20 protein-coding genes and 1 pseudogene are annotated in these 23210 nt (G+C 51.3%); 14 read left to right on the top strand and 7 right to left on the bottom strand.

Features of this window, described 5'->3' with window-relative positions; translation table 11 throughout:
• The first annotated feature begins 33 nt into the window (after positions 1 to 33).
• Positions 34 to 3195, top strand: coding sequence for a hypothetical protein (locus tag FH749_12300; protein MTI96237.1), 3162 nt, complete (start codon positions 34 to 36; stop codon positions 3193 to 3195).
• A 113-nt stretch (positions 3196 to 3308) separates the two neighbouring features.
• Here FH749_12300 and FH749_12295 read toward each other — a convergent pair whose 3' ends face one another.
• The 3 genes from FH749_12295 to FH749_12285 form a co-directional block, all read right to left on the bottom strand.
• Positions 3309 to 4043, bottom strand: coding sequence for a hypothetical protein (locus FH749_12295; protein ID MTI96236.1), 735 nt, complete (start codon positions 4041 to 4043; stop codon positions 3309 to 3311).
• Between the two features lie 40 nt (positions 4044 to 4083).
• Positions 4084 to 4488: a hypothetical protein gene (locus FH749_12290; GenBank protein MTI96235.1), complete on the bottom strand. Its 405-nt coding sequence runs from the start codon at positions 4486 to 4488 to the stop codon at positions 4084 to 4086.
• 335 nt (positions 4489 to 4823) lie between these two features.
• Positions 4824 to 5465, bottom strand: coding sequence for a hypothetical protein (locus FH749_12285; GenBank protein ID MTI96234.1), 642 nt, complete (start codon positions 5463 to 5465; stop codon positions 4824 to 4826).
• A gap of 173 nt (positions 5466 to 5638) precedes the next feature.
• On the opposite strand from FH749_12285, the gene FH749_12280 reads away from it, so the two are divergent.
• The 3 genes from FH749_12280 (at position 5639) to FH749_12270 (ending at position 8817) form a co-directional block, all read left to right on the top strand.
• Positions 5639 to 7045 carry an MBOAT family protein gene (locus tag FH749_12280; GenBank protein MTI96233.1) on the top strand — a complete coding sequence of 469 codons (1407 nt, stop codon included), beginning with the start codon at positions 5639 to 5641 and terminating at the stop codon, positions 7043 to 7045.
• A 12-nt stretch (positions 7046 to 7057) separates the two neighbouring features.
• Complete coding sequence (locus FH749_12275) at positions 7058 to 8182, top strand: hypothetical protein (protein MTI96232.1); 1125 nt, start codon at positions 7058 to 7060, stop codon at positions 8180 to 8182.
• Between the two features lie 77 nt (positions 8183 to 8259).
• Positions 8260 to 8817, top strand: a complete 558-nt coding sequence (locus tag FH749_12270) for a DUF4358 domain-containing protein (GenBank protein MTI96231.1) — start codon at positions 8260 to 8262, stop codon at positions 8815 to 8817.
• A gap of 42 nt (positions 8818 to 8859) precedes the next feature.
• Here the strand turns inward: FH749_12270 and FH749_12265 are convergent, their stop codons facing one another.
• Positions 8860 to 9318 carry a redoxin domain-containing protein gene (locus FH749_12265; protein ID MTI96230.1) on the bottom strand — a complete coding sequence of 153 codons (459 nt, stop codon included), beginning with the start codon at positions 9316 to 9318 and terminating at the stop codon, positions 8860 to 8862.
• Between the two features lie 428 nt (positions 9319 to 9746).
• On the opposite strand from FH749_12265, the pseudogene abc-f reads away from it, so the two are divergent.
• A pseudogene (abc-f, locus tag FH749_12260) lies at positions 9747 to 11422 on the top strand (ABC-F type ribosomal protection protein).
• A 44-nt stretch (positions 11423 to 11466) separates the two neighbouring features.
• Here abc-f and FH749_12255 read toward each other — a convergent pair.
• From FH749_12255 to FH749_12245, 3 genes are all read right to left on the bottom strand, one after another.
• Entirely contained in the window at positions 11467 to 11628 is a 162-nt protein-coding gene (locus tag FH749_12255; GenBank protein MTI96229.1) for a hypothetical protein, read from the bottom strand.
• An 18-nt stretch (positions 11629 to 11646) separates the two neighbouring features.
• Entirely contained in the window at positions 11647 to 11739 is a 93-nt protein-coding gene (locus FH749_12250; GenBank protein ID MTI96228.1) for an iron-sulfur cluster biosynthesis family protein, read from the bottom strand.
• Between the two features lie 79 nt (positions 11740 to 11818).
• Positions 11819 to 13318, bottom strand: a complete 1500-nt coding sequence (locus tag FH749_12245) for a UDP-N-acetylmuramoyl-L-alanyl-D-glutamate--2,6-diaminopimelate ligase (protein MTI96227.1) — start codon at positions 13316 to 13318, stop codon at positions 11819 to 11821.
• Between the two features lie 97 nt (positions 13319 to 13415).
• Here FH749_12245 and FH749_12240 point away from each other — a divergent pair, with 97 nt between their 5' ends.
• The 9 genes from FH749_12240 (at position 13416) to ytaF (ending at position 23185) form a co-directional block, all read left to right on the top strand.
• Entirely contained in the window at positions 13416 to 14252 is an 837-nt protein-coding gene (locus FH749_12240) for an ATP-binding cassette domain-containing protein (protein MTI96226.1), read from the top strand.
• Positions 14245 to 15003, top strand: a complete 759-nt coding sequence (gene fetB, locus FH749_12235) for an iron export ABC transporter permease subunit FetB (protein MTI96225.1) — start codon at positions 14245 to 14247, stop codon at positions 15001 to 15003. The genes FH749_12240 and fetB overlap by 8 nt, the downstream gene beginning before the upstream one ends.
• 10 nt (positions 15004 to 15013) lie before the next feature.
• On the top strand, positions 15014 to 15634 hold the full coding sequence (locus FH749_12230) for a GNAT family N-acetyltransferase (protein MTI96224.1): 621 nt from the start codon (positions 15014 to 15016) through the stop codon (positions 15632 to 15634).
• Positions 15631 to 16101 (top strand): glyoxalase, encoded by a 471-nt coding sequence (locus FH749_12225; GenBank protein MTI96223.1) that lies wholly within the window; start codon positions 15631 to 15633, stop codon positions 16099 to 16101. Before FH749_12230 ends, FH749_12225 begins: the two co-directional genes overlap by 4 nt.
• A gap of 52 nt (positions 16102 to 16153) precedes the next feature.
• A complete protein-coding gene (locus FH749_12220) occupies positions 16154 to 17764 on the top strand; it encodes a hypothetical protein (GenBank protein ID MTI96222.1) in 1611 nt (536 codons plus the stop codon).
• A gap of 58 nt (positions 17765 to 17822) precedes the next feature.
• Positions 17823 to 19016, top strand: coding sequence for a DNA polymerase IV (gene dinB, locus FH749_12215; GenBank protein ID MTI96221.1), 1194 nt, complete (start codon positions 17823 to 17825; stop codon positions 19014 to 19016).
• Positions 19017 to 19118: 102 nt separating this feature from the next.
• Positions 19119 to 21707, top strand: a complete 2589-nt coding sequence (polA, locus tag FH749_12210; protein ID MTI96220.1) for a DNA polymerase I — start codon at positions 19119 to 19121, stop codon at positions 21705 to 21707.
• The gene (gene mutM / locus FH749_12205; GenBank protein ID MTI96219.1) at positions 21700 to 22518 is read left to right on the top strand and encodes a bifunctional DNA-formamidopyrimidine glycosylase/DNA-(apurinic or apyrimidinic site) lyase; all 819 of its coding nucleotides are present in this window, start codon (positions 21700 to 21702) and stop codon (positions 22516 to 22518) included. The genes polA and mutM overlap by 8 nt, the downstream gene beginning before the upstream one ends.
• 76 nt (positions 22519 to 22594) lie before the next feature.
• The gene (gene ytaF, locus FH749_12200) at positions 22595 to 23185 is read left to right on the top strand and encodes a sporulation membrane protein YtaF (GenBank protein MTI96218.1); all 591 of its coding nucleotides are present in this window, start codon (positions 22595 to 22597) and stop codon (positions 23183 to 23185) included.
• Positions 23186 to 23210 lie beyond the last annotated feature (25 nt).

The following is a 23210-nucleotide window of genomic DNA, read 5'->3' as shown; positions in this document are numbered from 1 at the left end:
AGACAGAAGTCTTAATTCACAAGGGGGTTTAATATGAAAAAGAGAAGTTTAATTTCAGTCGTTGCTGCGGTTATAGTTGTTACAATGCTATTTACGGTCCAGACCATATTGCCAGCCGGAGCCGCACCTGCAGGCACAGGCTTACTTGCGGGCGAGGGCACTGAGGAGAGTCCCTACCTGGTGGCGACAGCAGATGATCTCTACAATATCTGGTTTGACACTGACGCTCATTATAGACAAGTTGCGGATATAGTGTTTAAGGAAGAAGATTTTGCAGAAGGTGGCGATTATTATAATGGCGGTCAAGGCTGGTATCCTATTTCTAGCTTTTCAGGCCGTTTTGATGGTGATGGTTACATAATAAGCGGTTTAGTTATCAAGACCAGTTGGTCGAATGCCGGATTGTTTGATAGTGTTAATCAGGAAGCTGAAATAACTAATGTTACTCTGGTGGATGTCGATATAGAAGGTGACAGCACTGTTGGAGGGTTGGTAGGATTTAGTCGCGGCAAAATCAGCAATTCAGAAGTTAGTGGCAAAGTGGCAGGTTCTTATCTCGTCGGTGGCCTGGTGGGGCAGAATGCTGGCAGTATAAAGAACTCGGTGGCCCGCGTTGAAGTGGATGGTGAAGGAATCTACAATGGCGGTCTGGTGGGTGCGAATGCGAATAGCGGCAGCATAGAGGACTCGGAGGCCTGGGCTATAGTGCATGGCGGGGATGATACCGGCGGCCTGGTGGGTTGGAATATAGGTTCCATAATCAACTCAGAGGTCAGTGGCAAAGTGAGCGGCGATTCTCAAGTAGGTGGCCTGGTGGGACTGAATCATGGCATGATAGCAGTTTCTACTGCCGATGTGGAAGTACATGGTGAAAATGTAATCGGCGGCCTGGTTGGTCAGAATGGTCGCATGGATAATGAAGGCATTGTAATTGTTTCCGCTGCCCATGGTGATGTGTATGGAAAAGAAGCTGTTGGCGGTCTCGTCGGTCGAAATGGCGGCTATGATTTTTTTTCTGGCGTAATGGCATCGGTTGCCACCGGTGCAGTCCGGGGCGACAAGACTGTCGGTGGTCTTGTGGGGCAGAATCAGGGCAGCATAACTCAAGCTGTCGCCTATGGTGAGGTGCAAGGGGAAAATGGCGCCGGTGGTTTGGTGGGCGAGAATACTGGCAATATCATGGAATCCTACGCCCACGGCCAGGTAGCCGGCCACGAAGTAATCGGTGGCTTGACAGGGTTTAATAGCGGCAACATCATTGATTCATACGCCATTGGCAAAGTAATCGGGGATAATTCTGTCGGGGGCATGGTGGGCTCCGCTGGCGGACAAGGCATACGGCGCTTGAGCATTGATCAACCCAAAATAGCTAATTCCTTTTGGAATACCGAAACTTCCGGTCAAGAAGAAAGCGCCGGTGGTGTTGGCAGAACCACCGAGGAACTCACCTCCTTCTTCCCGTATGGAGATGCCGGTTGGGATTTCATTGGCGAGACTGTAAATGGAACAGAAGACATATGGGGCATCAACCCCGACGATAATAATGGCTACCCTTTTCTCTCTTGGCAAGAATTCACCAAGCAAATACCTGCTATCATTACAGAAGGAGTTTCCCATGTTGAGGTTACAACCGCGGCTAGCAGCGGGGTAATTGTCAACATCGGCGAGCCAGAAGCTACCGAACACGGCCATGTGTGGAGCACATCCCCCATGCCGACAGTGGCTGACGCCAAGACAGAGTTGGGGCCAGTGGTGGAAGGTGAATCTTTTACCTCAGAACTGACAGATTTGACACCAAATACCACCCATTACGTACGTGCTTACGTTATCAATGAAGACTATGTGGCTTATGGTGAAGAAATAGAGTTTAAGACCGACCCACAGCTCCTGACAATAAATGACTTCGGTGTTAAAGAGAAGGTTTATAATGGTGATGTGGTTGCTCAAGTTAATGAGATCAAATTCGAGGGTGTCTTGGCAGCACATGCAGATTTCAGCGTAGGCACTGTAAAGGCAGAATTCAGCCACCGGCGTGCTAATGAAGATAACAGCGTTTCGCTCTCTGGTGTCCAGCTAATCGGCAATGATGCATACAAATACATTATATCCCTTGACAATGCCCCAGAGGTCGCTGCTCGCATCACTCCGAAAGCATTGGCACTGCCTGGGCTTTCAGTGCAAGCAAGAACCTATGATGGCTCTAAAGAAGTGGAAGTAGCAGGCTACGGCCGGCTTTCGGGCATAGTCGGTGATGATGACGTAACCTTGGTTACGGATGATGTGGACGTGTCCTTTGCCGATAGCCAGGCGGGAGTGGACAAGCAAGTGACGGTGCGCGGTCTAGTCCTAACCGGCCAGGATGCCGATAATTACAGCATCAGTACTGCTACGGTCCGGGCCAGCATTATTCCCCGCGAGCTGACAGTTGCTGCCGATGCTCAGCGCAAATTCTCAGGTGACGCTGACCCTGAGCTCAGCTACCAAATTGTCGACGGAGAATTGGTAGCCGGAGACGAGCTTACCGGAGTGTTGACTCGGGAAGCGGGCGAAGATGCAGGTGTATACACCATTCAGCTAGGCACTCTGGCAAACCCCAATTACCATATTGACCTCATCCCTGCAGAGTTCATCATTGCAAATTCGACCTTTAGTATCAGTTATTCAACCAGCGATATATTTGTATTGGGGTTGGAAAACGCTATCCGGTTGCCTGAGCTTGGGCAGGATGATGTAATTAAGGTTGAAGTGGAGCTGGTGGTGAACAGGCTGGAGGTAGACCATGCCCCCCTTTTTATGGCGACAGAAGCATTAAAGGATATCAATATTGATGTCCTAGAGGCCTTCAGCATCAAGCTCATCAAGACTGTCTATTATGTCGATGGCAGCTCCGCAGATTTCGGTGTGCCTAACGAAGACATCATCGGGTCATTCAAGGTGCAAATGCCGTTGCTTGAAGAGTTCGAAGCGAAAAATCCCGGAATTGTTTACATCGACGCCGATGGCAACGTGACAGAGTTTGCGAGCAGTCCTGTTACAGTTGACGGCAAAACTTACTTGGAATTTGAGACAACCCATCTGTCAGTTTACGCCATGGTAGATGACGTCGAGGCAACTGGCCTGACATGGTTGTGGATTCTCTTGGGAGTTCTTCTTGTGGGAGGCCTAATCTTAGTCGGTCGCAAAGTTATCCGGTAAACTCTTGATGTATGGATAATGGGGTTGTTGCCTAACTTCTCGTAATATAAAAGACGGCTACTGATAGATGCCAGAAGCCGTCTTTTGCTTGGTCGTGTCACACCTGTTCTTACTTATCTCAGTTTTAGTTCTATAATTTCGTATCGTGTGAACGTTTCATTGCCTGTGTCTACAAACCATTCCACTGCCATGTTGAAACCGTCAAACTCCCCCAGCCAATACTCTAGGGTCCATTCTTCACCACTTACTTGATTGTTCAAGCTGATAAAGTAGTGGGTGACGGGGAGGCGCATGTGCACTAAATTGCGCGTTTCAGTTCCCCTGACTTCAACCTGAACAAATTCGCTGGGGGCGTTGTTATGCTGTTCGTGAAGGGTGTTGAAAAGAAGTATCGGAAACCAAAAAGTGTCATATATTTCGCTGCCGTTGGTGTTAAGCAGTCTTTCCTGCTGATCTTCTGGTTCAACCTTAACAATTATTCCGTCATTTACCCACATATCTACTTTCTCTTCCAGATTATCTGCAAAAACATCAAATAAGAGTTTCTCGCCGTGGGAGTCCCTGCCCTCGACACTCAATCTAAAATTACCATAGACACGAGCCTCATCCTCCCAAACATAACTAAGGACCGAGAGTTTTGAGATAAGGTCTTCCAGATCTTGTGGAGCAAAGAGTTCACCACCTGTTGGTTCAGCGGAACCTGTATGGTCTGGTGGGGTGAGCGGCTCTTCTTTATCTGGCGGCGGTTCAGTGTTGTTACTTTCATCAGCGTCTCTGCCACAGCCGGCAATAACTACTAACCCCAGGCAAAGCAGGCAGATTAACAGCAACCTTGGGAGCTTACCCATCTTTTCACCTCCAATAATATTAGCTGGGCGAGTCGGCCAGTTACATGCTGACTGTTTTGTCTGTATATTTTGCTGCAATCTTACCGACAACTGGAAGCATGATTTTTTGTCCACTATAGGCTTTGTAGATGAGAATTACCCAGCAGATAAAGATTCCCAAGCCAATCGCCCAAGACAACAAGCCAAGAACCCCGCTAAAGAACCCCCAGGCATGGTAACCGCCAAAACGAATGACCGCACTGAGAATAATGCTGGTAAGGAGACCAATAATTACGAAAATGAGGTGCAAAGAACCGAAGGTTATAATTGATTGTAAAGCGTGGAAGCGCACGACTTTGTTATCCTTCTCAATAATAAAGAATACCAATCCAGTCAGCCATCCCAGAGCATAGCAAAGGGCGCTGGCGATGTTTGTTTCCAGCCCGGTGGATGATTTGTCGCTCACTATTTCACCTCCTCATAGGTATTACCATCAGTTTAGCATTGGATTTCTCCCCAAAGGTTTCATTTATTGCCTGAAGTGTTTCTATGGTTGCTATGCGGTACCTTCGTGCGGGAAAAGCGTGAACACCACCGGTGTTTTTCTTCGCAAGTCGTCATGTGATAAAAAAAGTCCAAAGAGTTGCTTGTAAAGGTTAGCATCTCTTTGGACTTTTATGCACCTACATGTAACAAGATATCATTACTTAGGGAATAAGGGCTCTTAGTACCTTGTAATGGCCAAACTTCAATCAATCTGGCTAACAAAAAAGGCATTCCGCGTAGGAAATGCCTTTTTGCTTAAAATGTCAGCAGATATTCGATTTCGCTTTCAGCACGTAGTTCATCAATGAATAAGCTGATTTTGGTATTTGCTTTTTCATCTTTAAGAATTTGAATCACAAACTCTTCCAGCTCTTCTAACTCAACTTCGTCCCCATACTGTTCTTGATAAATCGCCAGGGTTTCCTCAAGCTCTTCTTCGCTTACTTCGATGTTTTCCAGATCAAGTTTTGCTTCATACAGTTGCTGAATCAAGAGGTCCTCTTCAAGCAGCTGCATATACTCTTCCAGAGTAAAGCCTTCTTGTTCCAGGGCTTGGTTAAAGTTTTCCTCGCTGGAGAAGTTCTGTTTAATGGCGTCCAATTCCTGTTCCACTGCTTCGGTTTCCACAGCAAGCCCAGCTTCTACAGCGTTCTGACGGAGAATGACGGTGTTTACCACTTGTTCCAAGACGACTTCTTTCAGCTCTGTTAACTCATCATCTGACAGTTCGATGCCTTGGTGTTCGTACTGATAGCGAGAATAGTTGAACTCAGAATCAAAATCGGCTCGGGAAACTTCCTCACCGTTGACGATTGCCACCGGACCTGGATCAGAGGAACATGCGGCTGCAAATAAGACCATACCAAGAATCAATGTTAAAAAAACAAACCTTTTCAATTTGCCGTCCTCCTTTCAATTTGCAATCAGTGCCCACAGTAACATTTATCTGGCATAAAGTCAACGGCCAGAGATTGGCTGTATTTTTTTATCACTGGAGAGTGAACTGGAACAGCAATCAGAACATCTAACTATTAGCTTTCTTATCGATGCAGCGAGTGGATGTGATTAAATTGGTTTTTAGCAGTCTTTTATTTTTGTTTTATTTTTTGCCCGCAGCTTTGTTCTTGTACTATCTGGCCCCCCGCCCCTGGCGAAATTTGATTCTGTTTGTGCTTAGTTTGTTTTTTTATGCCTGGGGGGAACCAGTGTATATTGTGTTAATGATATTTTCGGCAATTGTAGATTATAGCCATGGCCTTTTGATTGACCGGTTCCGGCACAGGGCTAAGTATGTTGTCGCCTCTTCAGTTCTGGTCAATCTCGGCTTGCTTGGCTTCTTTAAATATGCCGATTTCCTGGTTGCCAATCTTAACTTACTTGTAGGTATTGAATTGGCAAGTCTGGATCTGCCACTACCGATTGGCATTTCTTTTTATACTTTCCAAACAATGTCCTATACCATCGATGTCTACCGGAAGCAAGCCCCGGTGCAAAGAAGCTTTATTGCCTTTGCGGCCTATATTTCTATGTTTCCCCAGCTGATTGCCGGGCCGATTGTTCGCTATCGGGATATCGCCGCTCAGCTGACTGGCCGTCGGGAGAGTATCGACCGTTTCGCCCAGGGAGTGAAGCGGTTTGTGGTCGGTCTGGGCAAGAAGGTGCTTCTGGCCAACAACATCGGCTTGCTCTGGAGTGAGATCCAGCAGATTGCGCCGGGAGAGCTGCCGGTGTTAACTGCCTGGTTGGGGATAGTTGCGTTCGGTTTTCAGATCTACTTTGATTTCAGCGGTTACTCCGATATGGCTATTGGCCTGGGCAATATGTTTGGGTTTAAGTTTCTAGAGAACTTTAATTACCCGTATATCTCCCGCTCAGTTACAGAATTTTGGCGACGCTGGCATATATCTTTGGGTGCCTGGTTCCGGGATTACCTTTACATTCCCCTGGGGGGAAACCGGAGCAGCAGGCTGGGACTGTTCCGCAATCTGTTTGTGGTCTGGCTGCTCACCGGTCTCTGGCATGGCGCCAGTTGGAATTTTATGTTCTGGGGCTTGTATTTCGGTGCGTTGATTAGTATCGAGAAATTGTTCTTTGCCCGCCTGCTGGCCCGACTGCCCCGGGGTTTCCAGCATGGTTATCTGTTGCTGGCAGTATTCCTGGGCTGGGTGCTCTTCGTGTTTGAGGACTTTGCCGGCGGTCTAGAGTATTTGCAGGTTATGTTCGGGCTCTCTGGCAATGCTCTCTGGGACACCAGGTTTTTGTATTATGCACTAAGCAACGGGCTGCTGTTGACAGCGCTGGTTCTGGGCTCAACACCCCTTCCCAACAAGCTCTGGGAGCGCCTGGAGAGTTGGCTGGCTCGTAAGGAGTTGGGGCAGGCTGTGGTGGTGGCAGCAATTTATTTCTTGATTTTAATTGCGTCCACGGCCTACCTGGTGGATGCTACGTACAATCCGTTTCTTTACTTTCGCTTCTAGGTGGTGAACTCAATGCCCAAGACTTCAGATAAGCTGATTGTGACTCTATTTGTCAGTTTTCTGGGTGGGATGATGTTAATCAATTTACTCACTCCCGACCGGGCCTTTTCTGAGCGCGAGAATCGCTATCTGGCTCGGCGCCCGGAACTACGTGTCGATAATATTATATCGGGGCGGTTTTCACGCCAGTTCGAAGAGTATATCACCGATGAGTTTGCCGGTCGCGACCGCTGGGTGCTGGCAAAGGCAGATATCGAGCGGGCGCTATTGCGGACCGAAAACAACGGTATCTACTTCGGCAGAAATGGTTTTTTGTTTGAGCATTATCGGGAACCGGGCGCGGCGCTGGACACTAATATCCGCCAGCTGAATCGCTTCGCCCAACTGGCAGGTGAGTTGCCAGTGCACATGCTTCTGGCACCAAATTCAATTGCCGTTTATCCGGAATATCTGCCCCGGTATGCAACCGTTTATGATCAGCTGGCAGTGAAGGAAAAAGTGGCGGCAGAAATTGAACCGGCGATTGAGTTTGTCTCAGTTCACGGGGCCCTCAGGGAGTATCGGGATGAATATCTATATTTCCGCACCGACCACCACTGGACTATGCGCGGGGCATATTATGCCTATGCGAAGTTGGCTCCGGCCCTGGGTTTTACGCCTTTGCCCCTGTCGGACTTCACGGCTGAAATTGTGAGCACGGAGTTTTGGGGAACTTATTTTTCCCGGGCCAACAACCGTTGGCTGGAGAGCGATACTATTGAAATCTTGCGGCCCCTAAATCCTATTTCAGTCGATGTCTGGTTTAACGATCGAGAGGGACGTTACAATAAGCTGTTTTTTACCCATCACCTGGACACTCGGGACCAATATTCGCTGTTTCTGGACGGTAACCATCCCCAGACAATCATCACCAGTGATGTAGGCAATGGGAAAAAGCTGTTGATGTTCAAAGACTCGTACGCCCATGTGCTGATTCCCTACCTTACCGCCCATTATGAGGAGATACACGTTATCGACCTCAGGTTTTTTGATCGACCGCTGGCGGCCTATCTGGAAGAGGAACAATTTGATCAGGCCCTGTTCCTGTACAATATCTCAGCTTTCTCCCGGGATAACCAATTGGTGAGGTTCCGGTAAAAATTATCTCGACACTGCGAACCTTTTTTTCCTTTAAAACATCTAAATAGTTGAATAGAGCAAAGGAGGAGTTTTAGATGAAAAAAATATTCCCTGTTCTCGCAATTATGTTGACCGGTATTTTGTTGGTTGGCTGCGGTGGCAGCCCGGAGGCGCCCGATAATCCGCCTGCAGGCAATCCTTCTGTGGATGCTTCTGTTGACGAGATCATTGAGGCAGTGAAAGCTCGGATTATCGAAGACCTCGAGGAAATAGGCTATGGTGAGGAAGAGTTTGAAATCGAAGAGTTACCTGGCTATGTTATTGGTGACCTTACCAATGATGAGGAAATTGATTTTGTCCTGCCCCAGCTGGATCGGGATTTGATTGTAGCAGGTTTCCAGATTCGTGCCAGCATGATGCTGAACTCGGACCAAATTATCGTCATCGAAGCGGCTGAAGGTGAACTGGATGCTGTCCGGGAAGTGCTGGAAGCGGAGCATGCGGCTCAACTGGAAATGTGGCAGGACTATCTGGCGGATCAGGCTGAAAAAGTAGAAAACATTATTTTCGCTGAAGCCGGGAACTTCATCCTTTACGCAATTTATCCTGACGCTGAGGGAATTGAAGCGGTCTTCAACCAGTTTGTTCAGTAAAACAATAAGCAGTGTGGATTCACGTCCACACTGCTTTAATATTTAGATAGCTTTTAGGGCTGCAAGTACTTCCTCGATATCCGGGACTTCCCGCAGTGGATAGGTTTTGACCCAGGCGACCCGATGATTTTCATCAAGAATCACATTCGCTCTCTGGGAGAACCCTTCTTTATCCCGGAAAATTCCCAACTCACGGGCCAGTTGCCCATGGGGCCAGAAGTCGCTGGGCAGCTGAGTCCGCTCAATTCCGAGGTCTTTGGCCCAGGCAGATTTAGTGGGGACCGGGTCAACACTAATGCCAACTGCGATTGTGTTCAGTTCATTAAAAGTATCGCTATGTTTTTCCAGGGCCAGCATCTGCTTGGCACAGACCGGGGTCCAGGCCAGGGGATGAAAGGATAGCAATACCTTTTTGCCCTTATGCTCGGTGAGGTTGAATTCTTTATCATTTTGGTCTTTAAGGGTGAAGGCCTTTACAGCTTCGCCAATTTGAATTGTCATTGTTCTGCTCCTTTCGCCTATCAGGAATTATTACTAATTACAGTATGGCAGTTTGATTTGTATTTGTCAACCGGAATTACAGTTTGCTAACAAAGACTGACCGGCTTTACCATTTCCTTGCCCGGTGGTATAATTGGCTTAGAAATCGAAAGGAGAACTGCTGCTGATGTTCATTAAGTTCTTAGCTTTTTAACGGTAATTTTATACCGGGGAACACTGCTCTGACATGCATAGCCATGTTTATTTTACTGTTCCCGCTGAGAACACCGGCAATTTCACCTTTTGCATATAAAGCCGTGCCTGTGCGCGGCTTTTCTGTACCCTTTTTAGGGGAAAGAAGGCTGTATTTCGGTACGGCCTTTTTTTCTTGCGCCGGATGCGGGGCAGAGACTTCTACAAATTATGTTATTTACTAACGAGGTGATATTATGACTTTGCTCAGTGTCCGCAAGCTGAAAAAGAGCTTCGGAGAGCTAACAGTTTTAAAGGATGCAAATTTGGATATAAACCCGGGGGAGCGCATCGGTTTGGTGGGGCAAACGGCGCTGGCAAAACTACTTTGGCCAATCTTCTCCATGGCAATATGGAGCCAGACGGCGGCAGGGTCATTCGCTACAAGTCTGCATTGCGGATTGGTTACCTGCGCCAGGCCACCGCGTACAGCGAACACAGTTACCAGGCAATGCTGGACAAAGGTCAGGCGGGCACACTTATGGAGACAGTGGGGCAGCTGGGGCTGAAGTCGGTTCGGGAATGGGAAGACAAGCGCTTTGGACATCTTAGCGGTGGCGAACGCACAAAGTTGGCGCTGGCTGAAATTTGGAGCTTGCGCCCCGACATGTTGATTCTCGATGAACCCACTAATCATATGGACTTCCAGGGCGTTGAGTATTTGGTCCAACAGATGAGCAACTTTGCGGGAACAGTCCTGGTGATCTCCCATGACCGCTGGTTTCTTGACCAGACGGTGACGAGGATTATCGAACTGGAAGCGGGAGAGGCGGTTTCATATGCCGGTAACTATAGCGCCTATCGGGATGAGAAAGAACGCCGTTACCAGAGTCAGCTCCATCAGTATGAAAGCCAGGAAAAGCGGGAGCGCCGCCTGGAGGAAGATATTGCCCGTTTGAAAAACTGGTCCGCTAAAGCCCACCGGGACGCCGGCAAAACGTCGGATATGCGCATGGGCGTCAAGGAAGCTGATCGGGTGAAGGCAAAAAAGAAAGATCAGCAGGTAAAATCGCGACTGAAGATGCTGGAAAAGATGCGCACCGAAGGGGTAGAACGACCCCGGGAAGAGGCGCGAGTGAATTTTGAGTTTGATGCCGCCGGCAAACGGGGACGCCGGATTATCGAAGTGGAAAAGCTGGGCAAGTTCTATGCTGGTCGCGTATTGTTTAAGGATGCAGATTTCTTTATTCAACGGGGCGACCGGATTGGCTTGCGGGGTCCCAATGGCTGTGGAAAGACGACGCTGCTCCGGATGATTATGGGCAATGAAGCGCTGACAGATGGCGAGCTCTGGGTGAGTCCCAGTGTCCGAATAGGCTATCTGAGCCAGGAGGTCACTGATTTAGCGACTGATATCTGCGCGCTGGATTATCTCGATGCCCGGGGCCAGGGAGGCGCCCAGGTCCGCACGATGCTGGCGAATATGGGCTTTACCACCCCAATGTTGGAAAAGTCGATTGGCTCCCTGAGCTTGGGAGAAAGGACCCGGATTAAATTGGCGCGGTTGATCTTGGAGGAGATTGAGCTCTTGATTCTCGATGAACCCACTAATCATCTCGACCTGCCTAGCCGCGAGCAATTGGAGCAAACCCTGGAGGAGTTTACCGGCACGATTATTTTGGTCACCCATGATCGCTACCTGTTGGAAAAGATCTGCGATAAATTACTGGTCTTCGCGGAACAGGGGATTTTTCGCTCTGAGGCCGGTGTTAGCGAAGATGGCCAGAAAAGTGCACCGGCGGTGGAGGATAAACTGCTGCTTGAGACCCGACTGGCCCGGGTGCTGGGTGAGCTCTCCGGCCTCAGCTCCGATGATCCCAGGTACCAGGAACTAGATGCTGAATTTCGGGAGCTTACGGCCCGTAAACAATAAAAAACACTCCCCAGCTCAAAATATTGCTGGGGAGTGTTTATGTGCTACATGCGCAAAAACCGGAATTGTGGACTGCCAAAGAAGTTTTCGGTGAAATCTAGTTTGACATCTTCAAAATAATGTTGCTGCTTCTCGCTGACAACAAAATTGATACCTTCGACATCAAACACAGTATCACTTTCCTGAGCTGACTCTTCCAGAGCCAGTTTATACTGGGGACCACCTCAGCCGGCTGCAACGTATAAGCGGACATAGGCTTGGTCCGCAGGCAGCTCTTTCTTTAACTCAGCAATTGCCTTGGGAGTTACTTCAATCACAGAGATTCACCACCTTAGAATGCTTTCATACCCTGAGGGGGTATGTTTGGTTACATTATATGGGAAGCGGGGAAATAAGTCAATGGGTTTTTGCGCTGCCGAATTGGGGCGGCCGGGGCAAAGTATTCACATCTTCCCCAATAATGTTGCTGAATAATTGGGCGACATTGTCCATAGGGTGGGCGCCCAGCAGTAAAATTGTCTCATTTGAGCGGACCAAGTTCACTGCCAGTTCCACGGCATCCCTAAGTTTGTATGAGTAAACAACCTGTTCATCCAGCCGTGCCAGTTTTTTTTGAAAGACTTCCTCTTCCTCCGGCTGGACCTGGTCCAGCGGACTGGCTGTATCTGTGCATGCTGTGATGATTACTTTACGGGGCTTGAGCCGCGTTACCCAGCGGCGCAGGGTGGCTGCGATTTCAGAGTTTATCTCCTTGCCGCGATTGCCGCGAATTGCATAAACTACTATCAAGCCCTCCGGGCTCTCTTGGGAGAGGGTGCTAAACACCGCGTCCATATTGCCGGGATTATGGGTGGCGTCATCAATGACCCGGAAGTCTTTGTCATAAATTGTTTCATAGCGTCTGAAGATACCTTTGAACTGGCTGATCCCGGTTTCGATCGCCGGTTGGTCAACGCCAAGACAGAGACAGGCGCCTGCAGCCAACAGACAATTTTGCAAATTGTGTTGGCCGGGAATTTGGATTTTTGTGCTGATGATAATGTCCTCGCCGGCAAAAGTGGCGCTGGCGGGGTTAAGGCCATGCTGGCGGGTGAGGCGCAGGCCGGCCGCCGCCTGTTGGTTGCTGCTATAACTAAAGAGTTGCGCCTTTGTGCGTAGCGCTACACGGGTTGCCTGCATGTCATCAAGGTTGTATACAGCCCAGGCGCTGGGGGGAAGCATCTCAAACAACAGCTGTTTAGAACGTATATAGTCATCCATGTCGGTATGCAAATCAAGATGATCCGGGCTGATATTTGTAATCGCCCCGACAGCGAACTCCACGCCGTCCACCCGCTTCATCACCAGGGCATGGGAAGAAACTTCCATGACAACATGGGTGACACCGGCATTCACCATTTGCCGGAGCAAGCGTTGACAGGCAATTGCATCAGGTGTTGTATGACTGGTGGGGAGAATTTCGCCGTTAATTTTATTATATAGAGTTCCGATAATGCCTGTGCGGATTCCGGCAGTCCGTAAGATTGAATCGACCAAAAAAGTGCTGGTGGTTTTGCCATTGGTGCCGGTAATACCGACCATGGTCAATTCCTTTGAGGGGTTGTCAAAAAATTCGCAGGCCAGATTCGCCTGGGCCTTGCGACTGTCGGAAACGAGAATCTGGGGTATTGCTAAGTCAGGGCACGGTTTTTGTACAACGACGGCACAGGCGCCCCGCCGGGCAGCATCGTTGATATATTCGTGGCCGTCATCGCTGTATCCGCAAATGGCAATAAAAAGGCTGCCGGGCTTGACCTCCCGGGAGTTGTTGGTTATATCGCGGACGGTTATATCTTTATCCCCTTGAAAAGGCAGGTTGCAGCGCTTCGCTAAAGCAGCTAACTTGCGGGAAATCATTGTCCAATCATCCCACTTCTGTTTTTTTCTCTAGCTTTAAATTTCCCGCTTGATAAAAGAGCTATCCGGCCCAAAAATTTCTTAAAGTTCTATCGGGATGTTTAACGATTTCTCATACAGGATTTTTCGCTTGTTTAGCGAAGATAAGATATCATTATATAGTAGCACTAAGGACAGGAGGCCAAAGATGGAACTTTTAAGTTTTAAAAATGCCTGTATGGACAAAAAAGATGAACAAGGAAATTCGGTTCAGATCCTCGAGAATATCACAGTTACGATAAACCAAGGCGATATTTTTGCTGTCGCCGGCCCATCGGGGGCAGGTAAGAGCAGTATGTTACGCTTGGTCAACCGTCTGGACGACAGCAGTTGTGGTGAAATTCTTTTAGAAGGTCGTTCACTCTATTCCTGGGATATTGGCGAGCTGCGGGATAAAGTTGGCTTTGTGTTTCAGGAATCCTCGCTCTTTCCTGGAACAGTGATTGATAACTTGCTCTATGGTCTGCGGCTCCGGGGGTTAAAACGAGTTGAAGAGGAAACCAGAGCCCTGGAACTGTTAAAGATGGTGGGCCTGCCCGAAGATATGCTGCATAAATCGGTGGAAAATCTCTCTGGCGGACAGAAGCAGCGAGTTAATCTCGGCCGCACTTTGGCGTTGGCGCCGGAGATTATTCTCATGGATGAGCCCACTTCCGCATTGGATCCTGCTGCGGCCAGACTTATCGAGAACTTGATAGTCCAGTTAAACCGCCTGCATGGCAAGACAATCTTACTGGTCAGTCATAACCTGAACCAGATTGAACGTATCGCCAGCCGCTGCGCGATTTTGGAAGCGGGCAAGATTGTGTTTAGCGGCACACGGGAAGAGTTTTTTGCCAACCGGGAGTTGCTGGACCGGGTCATGAACGGGAAGGGAGAGACCGAAAATGCGTGATATCAGTACGTGGCAAGTATTGTTGTCTTTGGTGTTTGTAGCGATTGCCCTCTATTTCTCTGGTTATTTTAAAGTAGGTATGGGCAAAGACATAATGATTTCTTCCGTCAGGGCCTTCGTGCAGCTTCTGGCCATAGGTTATATTCTCACTTTTGTTTTTGAGCTGCAATCGCCGCTCTGGATAGTGCTGACCATGGCAATCATGGCAGGGGTCGCTGCCTATAACTCGGGCAAGCGGGGCGAGAAAGTGCGCAATTCCTATCTGATCAGTAGTATCGCTATTTATGCGACTACCTTTGTGACAATCCTAATTCTTTCAGGATTTGGGATTATTCCCTTCGAGGGGCAGTTCATCATCCCTGTTTCCGGAATGGTAATCGGCAATGTTATGAACGCTGCGTCCCTGGCGCTGATGCGCCTCGATGACGAAATAAAAGGCAATCGCAACCGGGTTGAAGCCGCACTGTCCCTTGGGGCCACACCCCTGCAGGCGGCCAGGAGCGCATTGCAAAAATCCGTGGAGACTGCCATGGTGCCGGTTGTGGACCGGGCCAAGGTGGTGGGTATCGTCAGTTTGCCCGGGGGGATGAGCGGGATGATCCTGGCCGGCGCCGAACCGCTGGCGGCAGTAAAATTCCAGATTGTGATTATGTACATGCTTTTGGGCAGTCCGTTTTTGACGGTGGCAATCGTCAATTTGCTGGCCTATCGTCAGTATTTCAATAAACAGCGGCAGCTGGTAACGAGTTAGGGGCGGTTATATGGTAAATATCAGGCAGTACCACAAATCCGATGAACTGAACTGGCTGGATGTCCACGCCAGTGTAATGGTGGATTCCAGCGCCTGGTGGATTGTCCTCCACAAAAAGCCGGAGTATGCCAGCGGCAAAGTGGTGGATTTGGTGGCGGAGGCAGATGGCCGAATCATTGGTTTTATCAGCATCGAAGTGGACTCGGAGATCATGAAGCCGGAGCGGGACTGCGGCTTTGTTTGGGAGTTTGGCGTCCACAGGGACTGGCGGGGTCGGGGCGTGGGCTGGCAGTTGTTTACCGCCGCCCATCGCGAGATGCTCTCAGAGTTTGGTGTAAGGCGCAGTATCTGGTACAGTCAGGAGCCCCGCTCCCAAGAGTGGTATCAGCGGGTGGGAATGAAGGAAATTGACCGACACATGCAACTTTCCCTGCTTCCAACTCCGGAACAAAAGGAAATGTTCAAAGCCGACGGATTTGCCTGTTGGCGGATGCGCGGCTCTTGCGCACCTGAGGATTTTGAGCGCATCCAGTCTAAATACACTGTGATTGAGGACGATGATACCCTTAAGCCCCGGCTCTGTATTGGCTATGAATATATTTGGTCAGGAAAGGATGAGAACCAACAATGAAGTATGCGTATACGATTCTTTTTGTCAAGGACATAAACCGTTCCCGGGAGTTTTATACTCGGCTGTTTGACCAGGAAGTTGAAATTGACTTCGGTTATCTGGTCGGGTTTAAGTCCGGGCTCGCTCTGTGGACGGAAGCTGAAGCGGCAGAAAGCGTCCGGCAGTCACCTGAAGACGCATTGATTGCAAACCGGGGCGGCGCCGAAATCGAGTTTCACAGCCCCGATATTGAGGCGGATTATGAACGTTTGCAGGCTGCCGGAGTGGAAATTGTACATCCAATTATCACCCATCCCTGGGAGCAGAGGGCATTCCGCTGTCTTGATCCGGACGGACATTGCCTTGAAGTGGCGGAATTGCTTAGTGTTACTGCCCAGCGGTTACGGGGCCAGGGAAAGAGCTTAGAGGATATCGCTGAGTACTTCCAAACACCGGTTTCTGTCGTTCGGGGAATGTTGGCTGAATAGAGGCAGGAATTTTCAGACTGCTTGCTGAATACTTGGGTGGAGGTGATTGCTTTTGGCCCAGCTCATTCCAGAACTGGACCCGGCCCAGATTGAAAATGAGGGTGAACGTCGGGTGTATATGGCGGCCCGGGAGCTGCCCTCTGAGTACACGGTGTTTTACTCGTATAAGTTCACCAATCAGATTACTGCCGCAGTGGTTTGGGAGGCAGATTTAATCATTGTCCACCCCTACCTGGGATTTTTGGTGGTAGAAATCAAAAAAGGGGAAATGGGTTATTTCAACGGCGCCTGGCATGCATTCCGGGGCGGAGTTTACCGTCAGCTGGAAAAGGATCCGGTGCAGCAGGCCCGAAACGCCATGTACGCTGTGGCCAAGAGTTACCAGGCACAGACGTCGCAATACTTTCCCTTGAAGTTTAATTTTGTGCTTTGTTTCCCCGACTGCAGTCGGGTTAGCGGTGAGCTGCCGGGTTATATCCGGGAGCATAATCTGCTTTTGCACCGGGATGTGGACAATTTTCCGGTGCGAATCGCCGAGATCTTTAATACCATTGGGGAGCGCCGAGATTCAGCGGCTGCCCGGCAGCTGGTGGACAGAGTTCTGAACCGCAGCTTTCGGGTGTATAACACCTTAGAGGATCAGATCCGGGCTTTTGCCGACCGATTGGCTGTTCATTTTACCGATGAGCAGCAGCGAATTTTAGAGGAGACCGAGCTGAACAAGCGGATGATCTTTTACGGCGCGGCCGGAACCGGCAAGACGATGCTGGCTGTGGAAAAGGCCCGCCGGCTGGCCGAGTCCGGCAAAAAAGTGCTGCTGACCTGTTATAACAAAAATCTGGCGCGGCAGTTTCCGGCCGATTCTCCGAATCTGACGGCGCTTCATTTTCATGGCCTGCTGGAGCAGGTAACCGGGCTGCGAAAGCCGGCCGATATTGCCCGCAGTAATGATTATTTTGAGCAAGAGCTGCCCAACGCCGGTTTTGACTATTTCAGTTCTGCGCCTGCGCAACAAAAGTTTGATTCCCTGGTTGTGGACGAAGGCCAGGACTTCCATCCCCATTGGATTGCCTGTCTCGAGGCAATGCTCCGGGAGGATGGGGAATTTTACATCTTTGCCGATGGCAGCCAGAACATTTTCGAAGTTGACCCGGCGGGGCTGGAACGCCTTCCTGCCTCCCGATTCCGACTTACAACAAATTTGCGCAACACAGTATCCATTTGCCAGAACTGGATTGAACCCCTGAGCGGCGCTCGTCTGCGTATGGGACTCCGGGATTCAGGCGAAATTCATTTCCATTCTTGGCGGGATGATGAGGAGCAGCGAAGGGTGCTGGCCCAGGAAATCGGGCGCTTGGTCTCCAAGGGGATTCAACCCCGGCGTATTACCGTGCTCTCGCCCAACCGCCGCGAAAAGAGCTGTCTTGCCGATGTCCAGAAAATCCGGGACTGGCCGCTGCGGAATGTGGGCGATCCCGATCCCAACGCTTTGCGTTTCAGCACCGTCCGCGCGTTTAAGGGCTTAGAGGCCGATATCGTGATGTTGATTGGCGTCCGGCCCGATTCCCGGGTCTGCAGTCGCGCCGATTTGTATGTCGGCGGCTCTCGGGCCCGCTACGCTTTGCATGTGCTGCATCGGGACGATTGGCAGCCCCTGGCATAAAAAACTAGCTTCCCTGACGAACCTATGTTTGGTATAATTGGCATGGGAGGTGGTTTGCTTGGACACGCCGATTATCCATGTCGATATGGACGCTTTTTTTGCAGCAGTTGAGATGCGGGATAACCCAGAGCTGCGGGGCAAGCCCGTGATAATTGGCGGCGATCCCCGCCGTGACGTGCGTTCGGTGGTGTCCACCGCCAGCTATGAGGCCAGGAAGTATGGAATCCATTCGGCAATGCCCCTGATTCAGGCCTGGCGCCTCTGTCCCCAGGGCGTGTTCATGCGGGGAAATATGCAAAAGTACGCCGCGGTTTCCCAGCAAATCATGCAGGTTTTTCAGCGCTATACACCATTGGTGGAGCCCATCTCCATAGATGAGGCGTTCCTCGATGTCCGGGGATGTGAGCGCCTCTTTGGTCCACCGCAAGAAATTGCCCGGGCCATCCGCCAAGCGGTGGCCGAGGAGACCGGCCTTACCTGTTCGGTGGGGGTGGCAGCCAACAAATTTCTTGCCAAACTGGCTTCCGACCTTGATAAGCCCGATGGGCTGACTGTCATCCCTTCCAATCAGGTAGAGGAGATATTGCATCCACTGCCTGTGGGCAAACTTTGGGGCGTGGGAGAACGCACCGGCGACAAGCTCCGGGAGATGGGAATTGATACCATCGGCCAACTGGCGCTCCTGGATAAGTCGCTTTTGACGGCGGCCTTTGGCAAGCTGGGAGAGCACCTCTGGCATCTGGCCCGGGGACTGGATGAGCGACGGGTTGTCACCAGCCACGGGGTAAAGTCTGTCAGTCGTGAGACCACCTTTGCCCAGGATGTGCGTGATGAGGACGAAATCAGGGCCACTTTATTGGACCTCTCCGAGGATGTGGCCAGGCGTTTGCGCAAGAAGGGCCTGACAGCGGGAACCGTAACCGTGAAGTTGCGCTTCGGCAATTTCAAGACCATTACTCGGCAGGGCAGTTTATCTGCTCCCGCCGCGCTGACAAAGCCCATCTATACCCGGGCTGTGGAACTGTGGGAGAAGGCGGCGACCGGAGGTCGCGGTCTACGCCTGTTGGGTGTGGGGGCCAGTAACCTGAACCGGCATGGCGGCAGCCAGCAGCTGACCCTCTTTGCCGAGCCGGATGACGGCCGGGAGCAGATAATCGCCGAAACCATGGATCAACTCTCTGCTCGTTACGGCAAGGATGTGGTGCGGCGGGCAGCGGTGTTAAAGACAAAGCAGGATGATGATTCCCGTTAGAGCCCGGGAACAGCATCTTTTGGCTGTGCCCGGTTTTTTTGTGTACCGGCAGGTATTTTAAGCTGGTCTGGTGAAAATATTTGCTAGGAAGGAGTTGGGACGATGAGTAAAAAACTGATGTTGATAGATGCCAACAGTTTGCTGTACCGGGCATTTTTTGCCCTGCCCCCCTTGGAAAACAGTGCCGGGCAGCCGACCGGAGCAGTTTATGGGTTTATCAATATGTTAATGAAACTGCGGGAGGATTATCCCACCGATTATATTGTAGCGGCCTTTGATCTTCCGGGCCCCACCCGGCGTCAGGAGCAGTTCGCCGAATACAAGGCCCACCGGCCGAAAATGCCGCCAGAGTTGCGGGATCAGTTCACAATTGCCAAGGAGGTGCTGACAGCCCTGGGAATCCCAATTGTCGGTGAGCAGGGCTATGAGGCCGATGATCTGGTGGGGACCCTGGCTGTCAGGGCTCGGAATGAGGGGATGTTTGCCTGGATAGTCAGCGGTGACCGGGACATCCTGCAGGTGGTGGCTCCGGATACCGAAGTAATCCTTACGCAAAAGGGCCTCAGCCAAATCAAGCTCTACGATACCGATGCAGTTTTCGAACGCTACCAAGTGGAGCCCCGGCAGCTCATCGATGTCAAGGCGTTGATGGGCGACAGCTCTGATAATATTCCCGGCGTGCCGGGAATCGGCGAGAAGACTGCGATTAAGCTGGTGTCCCAGTACGGTTCCCTGGAAAACGTTTATGAACATATTGAAGAGCTGAAAGTGCGGGTGCGCCAAAACCTGGAGCAGTACCGCGAACAGGCGGAGATTAGCCGGGAGCTGGCGACAATCGATCTGGCAGCCCCGGTGGATATAGAGTGGCCGCCGGCAGCGCCGGAGCCAGATGAGGAAAAACTCTACCAGCTCTTTAAACAGTTGGAATTCAACACGCTGCTGGAGCGACTGAATCTTTCCCGATCGGCGCCGGAGGCGCCACAGCTGGAGCTTGAAACGTTTAGCGAACCTGGCGAAGTTAATGCCCTTTTTGCCGGCGACAGTGTGGCGGTGCTCTTTAACGCCGCTGGCTTCGCAATTGGTCGGGAAGATAGGACATGGCTCTGCGTTGAGGATGCTGCTGCGGCTGTCAAGCCTGCACTACTGAAATTTATAACCACCGAAGGCAAGACCCTGATTACCGACGATGCCAAGGCGGTGCACCGCTTTGCCCTGGAACAGGATGAGCTTGTCCGTTGCCGGGTGGAAAGTTGCCAATTGGCCGGATACTTGCTAAAGCCGGGTAGCAACCTGGATGTGCCCCAACTGGTGCGGGTGTGGACCGAAGGCGGTTTGGACCAGCAACCGGAGCAGGCAGATGCTGAATATATTCTCCACCATGCCGGGCTGCTGCCCCGGCTTTGGCGGCGACTGGAGTCTGAACTGGCAGAGGCAGGCCTGACGGATCTTTACCAGGAAATCGAGCTGCCATTGGCCCGTGTGCTGGCGCGGATGGAACTGAACGGAGTTTCGGTGGATATTCGGGAATTGGAGACGATTGGTGAAGAGTTGGCTCAGCGGATATCCGGCCTCGAGCAGGAGATCTGGTCTTTGGCTGATGGCGAATTTAACATTAACTCGCCCCGCCAGCTGGGAGAAGTGTTGTTTGACAAGCTGGGCTTGCCGCCAGTGCGCAAGACCAAAACCGGCTACTCCACCGACAGCGGGGTGCTGGAGGCGCTTCAGGGCGACCACGAAATCATTCCCCTGGTCATGGACTACCGGCAACTGGTCAAACTCCAAAGCACTTATATTGACGGCCTCAAGGGCGTGTGGGACCGGGAGAGCGGACGCATTTATACGACCTTTAACCAGTTGGTCACCGCCACCGGCCGCTTGTCCAGCACCGAGCCCAACTTGCAGAACATTCCCATCCGCTTGGAGGAAGGGCGCCGGATTCGCAAGGCGTTTGTGGCCGGGGGCGGTTATCGCTGGCTGCTGGCCGCTGATTATTCCCAAATCGAACTGCGTATCCTTGCCCATATCGCCGGCGATACCCGCCTAGTTGAGGCCTTCCGCGCCGGCGAAGATATACATCGCCATACAGCGGCAGAGATTTTTGAAGTGGCGCCAGACCAGGTAAATGACGACCAGCGTCGGGCAGCCAAAGCAGTGAACTTTGGCCTGGTCTACGGCCAGACAGATTTCGGTCTCTCCCAGGCGCTGGGCATCAGCCGGGCGAAGGCGAAAGCATATATCGACACCTATTTTAAGCGCTATCCCGGGGTGCGGGAGTATATGGATCAAATCATGGAGACTGCCCACAAACAAGGCTATGTTACCACGTTGTGGAACCGGCGCCGGTACCTGCCTGAGATTAACAGTCGCAACTATCAACGTCGCTCTTTTGCCGAACGTACGGCGATTAACACGCCAATCCAGGGTTCCGCCGCCGATATTATCAAGCTGGCGATGGTGGAGGTGGAACGACGCCTGGACAGTGAGGGAATCGTCACAAGGATGCTGCTCCAGGTCCACGATGAACTTGTTTTGGAGGTCCCCGATGAAGAGCTGCAGTGGGCCGGTCGTCTGGTGCGCCGGGCAATGGAGCAGGTGGCAGATTTGGATGTCCCGCTGGTGGCTGACTTGAAATACGGCGCAAACTGGTACGATATGTCGCCCTTGGTCCTGGAGTCAGACAGCAATGCCTGAACTCCCGGAAGTTCAGACCGTAGTTGCCGACTTGGAACCGCATCTGATAGGACGACGGGTTGAATCTGTTACTGTGGACGATCCGCTCCTGGTTCGGTTCCCCCAGCAAGCGGAGTTTTGTCGCCGCCTGGAAGGCAAGGAGATACTCACTGTAACCCGCAGGGGAAAATATATAGTTATTGGTTTGGAGCAGCAGCTCACCTGGATGATTCATTTGCGAATGACCGGCCGTTTGCTCCTGAACCTGGCCAAGGAGGAAAAGTATCTCCGGGCCTGGTTTCGGCTCGATGATGGGACTACTGTATGGTATTGCGATTTGCGCCGCTTTGGCGATATGTGGGCCTGGTACCCGGGGGAAGAAACTCAGTTGGGTGGTTTCATCGACTTGGGGCCGGAGCCCCTGGCCGATGATTTTTGCTCGACCTGGCTTTTAGGCCGGGCCGCAAACCGTCGGGCCCCAGTTAAGACTCTGCTCCTGGACCAACGGGTTGTGGCCGGGCTGGGGAATATTTATGTTGATGAGGCATTGTTTCTGGCCGGCATTGATCCCCGGCGCCCGGCCAGTTCCATTTCTGCTGCGGAAGCGGAAACGCTTTGCCTGACAATCCGCGAGGTTCTTAGCGGAGCAATCAGCGCCCGAGGAACAACCTTTCGTGACTACCGCAGTGGTCGGGGCACCAGCGGCGAATACCAGCAGAAACTCAATGTCTATGGACGCAGCGGCGAACCCTGCCGCGAGTGCGGCGCCCGGCTGGCCAGTGTCAGAATTGGCGGGCGCTCCAGCGTGTACTGTCCCCGCTGTCAGACCTGAAGCACACCAGAGTCTCAGCTTCCATACTATGATAGGGAATTGACAGGAAATCTGTCTGGTATGGAAGGTGAGATATATGGTTCTTTTCTCCGTTCTTTTGCTTGCATTTGCCGTCAGTGTAGACGGATTTGGTGTTGGGCTCGCCTACGGTTTGGGGAAAATGAAGTTGCCGCCTCTTTCTCTGGTGCTTTTAGGGCTGGCTTCCGGAACTGCCGTTTTGCTGTCAATGACGGTTGGCAGTCTGATCTCTTTGTTATTTAGCCCCGAGTTTACTGCCCGTATTGGTGGCGGTATTCTTGTGGTTTTTGGCGCCTTAATGTTGGTGCAGCAGCTTTCCAAACGGAATCGCGCAGGCGGTTTGTTGGGATTATTGGATGAACCGGCGCGGGCAGATTTTGACCGTTCGGGAACAATAAGTGTGCGGGAAGGTGTTGTTCTGGGGCTGGCATTGGCTTTGGACGCCTTTGGCGCTGGGTTTGGCGCCGCCATGGCCGGTTTTCCCCCTATATGGACAGCGGTGGCTGTGGCCGGGGCGAAGATTCTGCTGGTGGGCGGAGGATTTGCCTTGGGCGAGTCGATTGCGGCCGCCAAATGGGTGGAGCGGCTGCAGGTTTTGCCGGGGTTGATCATCTGCGGGCTGGGTGTGGTTAAATTTATCTTGGTATAATGATGCTTTGGGTTGCATATTTGGT

The sequence above is a fragment of the Bacillota bacterium genome (genome assembly GCA_009711825.1).
Classification (GTDB): domain Bacteria; phylum Bacillota; class Proteinivoracia; order UBA4975; family VEMY01; genus VEMY01.
This window is presented reverse-complemented; position numbering and strand designations above follow the sequence as displayed.

Bases quoted from the DNA above. Each gene is read 5' to 3' on its own strand.
- FH749_12300 (MTI96237.1), top strand. From the start codon at position 34: ATGAAAAAGAGAAGTTTAATTTCAGTCGTTGCTGCGGTTATAGTTGTT.
- FH749_12295 (MTI96236.1), bottom strand. From the start codon at position 4,043: ATGGGTAAGCTCCCAAGGTTGCTGTTAATCTGCCTGCTTTGCCTGGGG.
- FH749_12275 (MTI96232.1), top strand. From the start codon at position 7,058: ATGCCCAAGACTTCAGATAAGCTGATTGTGACTCTATTTGTCAGTTTT.
- FH749_12270 (MTI96231.1), top strand. From the start codon at position 8,260: ATGAAAAAAATATTCCCTGTTCTCGCAATTATGTTGACCGGTATTTTG.
- FH749_12265 (MTI96230.1), bottom strand. From the start codon at position 9,318: ATGACAATTCAAATTGGCGAAGCTGTAAAGGCCTTCACCCTTAAAGAC.
- FH749_12245 (MTI96227.1), bottom strand. From the start codon at position 13,318: ATGATTTCCCGCAAGTTAGCTGCTTTAGCGAAGCGCTGCAACCTGCCT.
- FH749_12240 (MTI96226.1), top strand. From the start codon at position 13,416: ATGTTTAACGATTTCTCATACAGGATTTTTCGCTTGTTTAGCGAAGAT.
- fetB (MTI96225.1), top strand. From the start codon at position 14,245: ATGCGTGATATCAGTACGTGGCAAGTATTGTTGTCTTTGGTGTTTGTA.
- FH749_12230 (MTI96224.1), top strand. From the start codon at position 15,014: ATGGTAAATATCAGGCAGTACCACAAATCCGATGAACTGAACTGGCTG.
- FH749_12225 (MTI96223.1), top strand. From the start codon at position 15,631: ATGAAGTATGCGTATACGATTCTTTTTGTCAAGGACATAAACCGTTCC.
- polA (MTI96220.1), top strand. From the start codon at position 19,119: ATGAGTAAAAAACTGATGTTGATAGATGCCAACAGTTTGCTGTACCGG.
- mutM (MTI96219.1), top strand. From the start codon at position 21,700: ATGCCTGAACTCCCGGAAGTTCAGACCGTAGTTGCCGACTTGGAACCG.
- ytaF (MTI96218.1), top strand. From the start codon at position 22,595: ATGGTTCTTTTCTCCGTTCTTTTGCTTGCATTTGCCGTCAGTGTAGAC.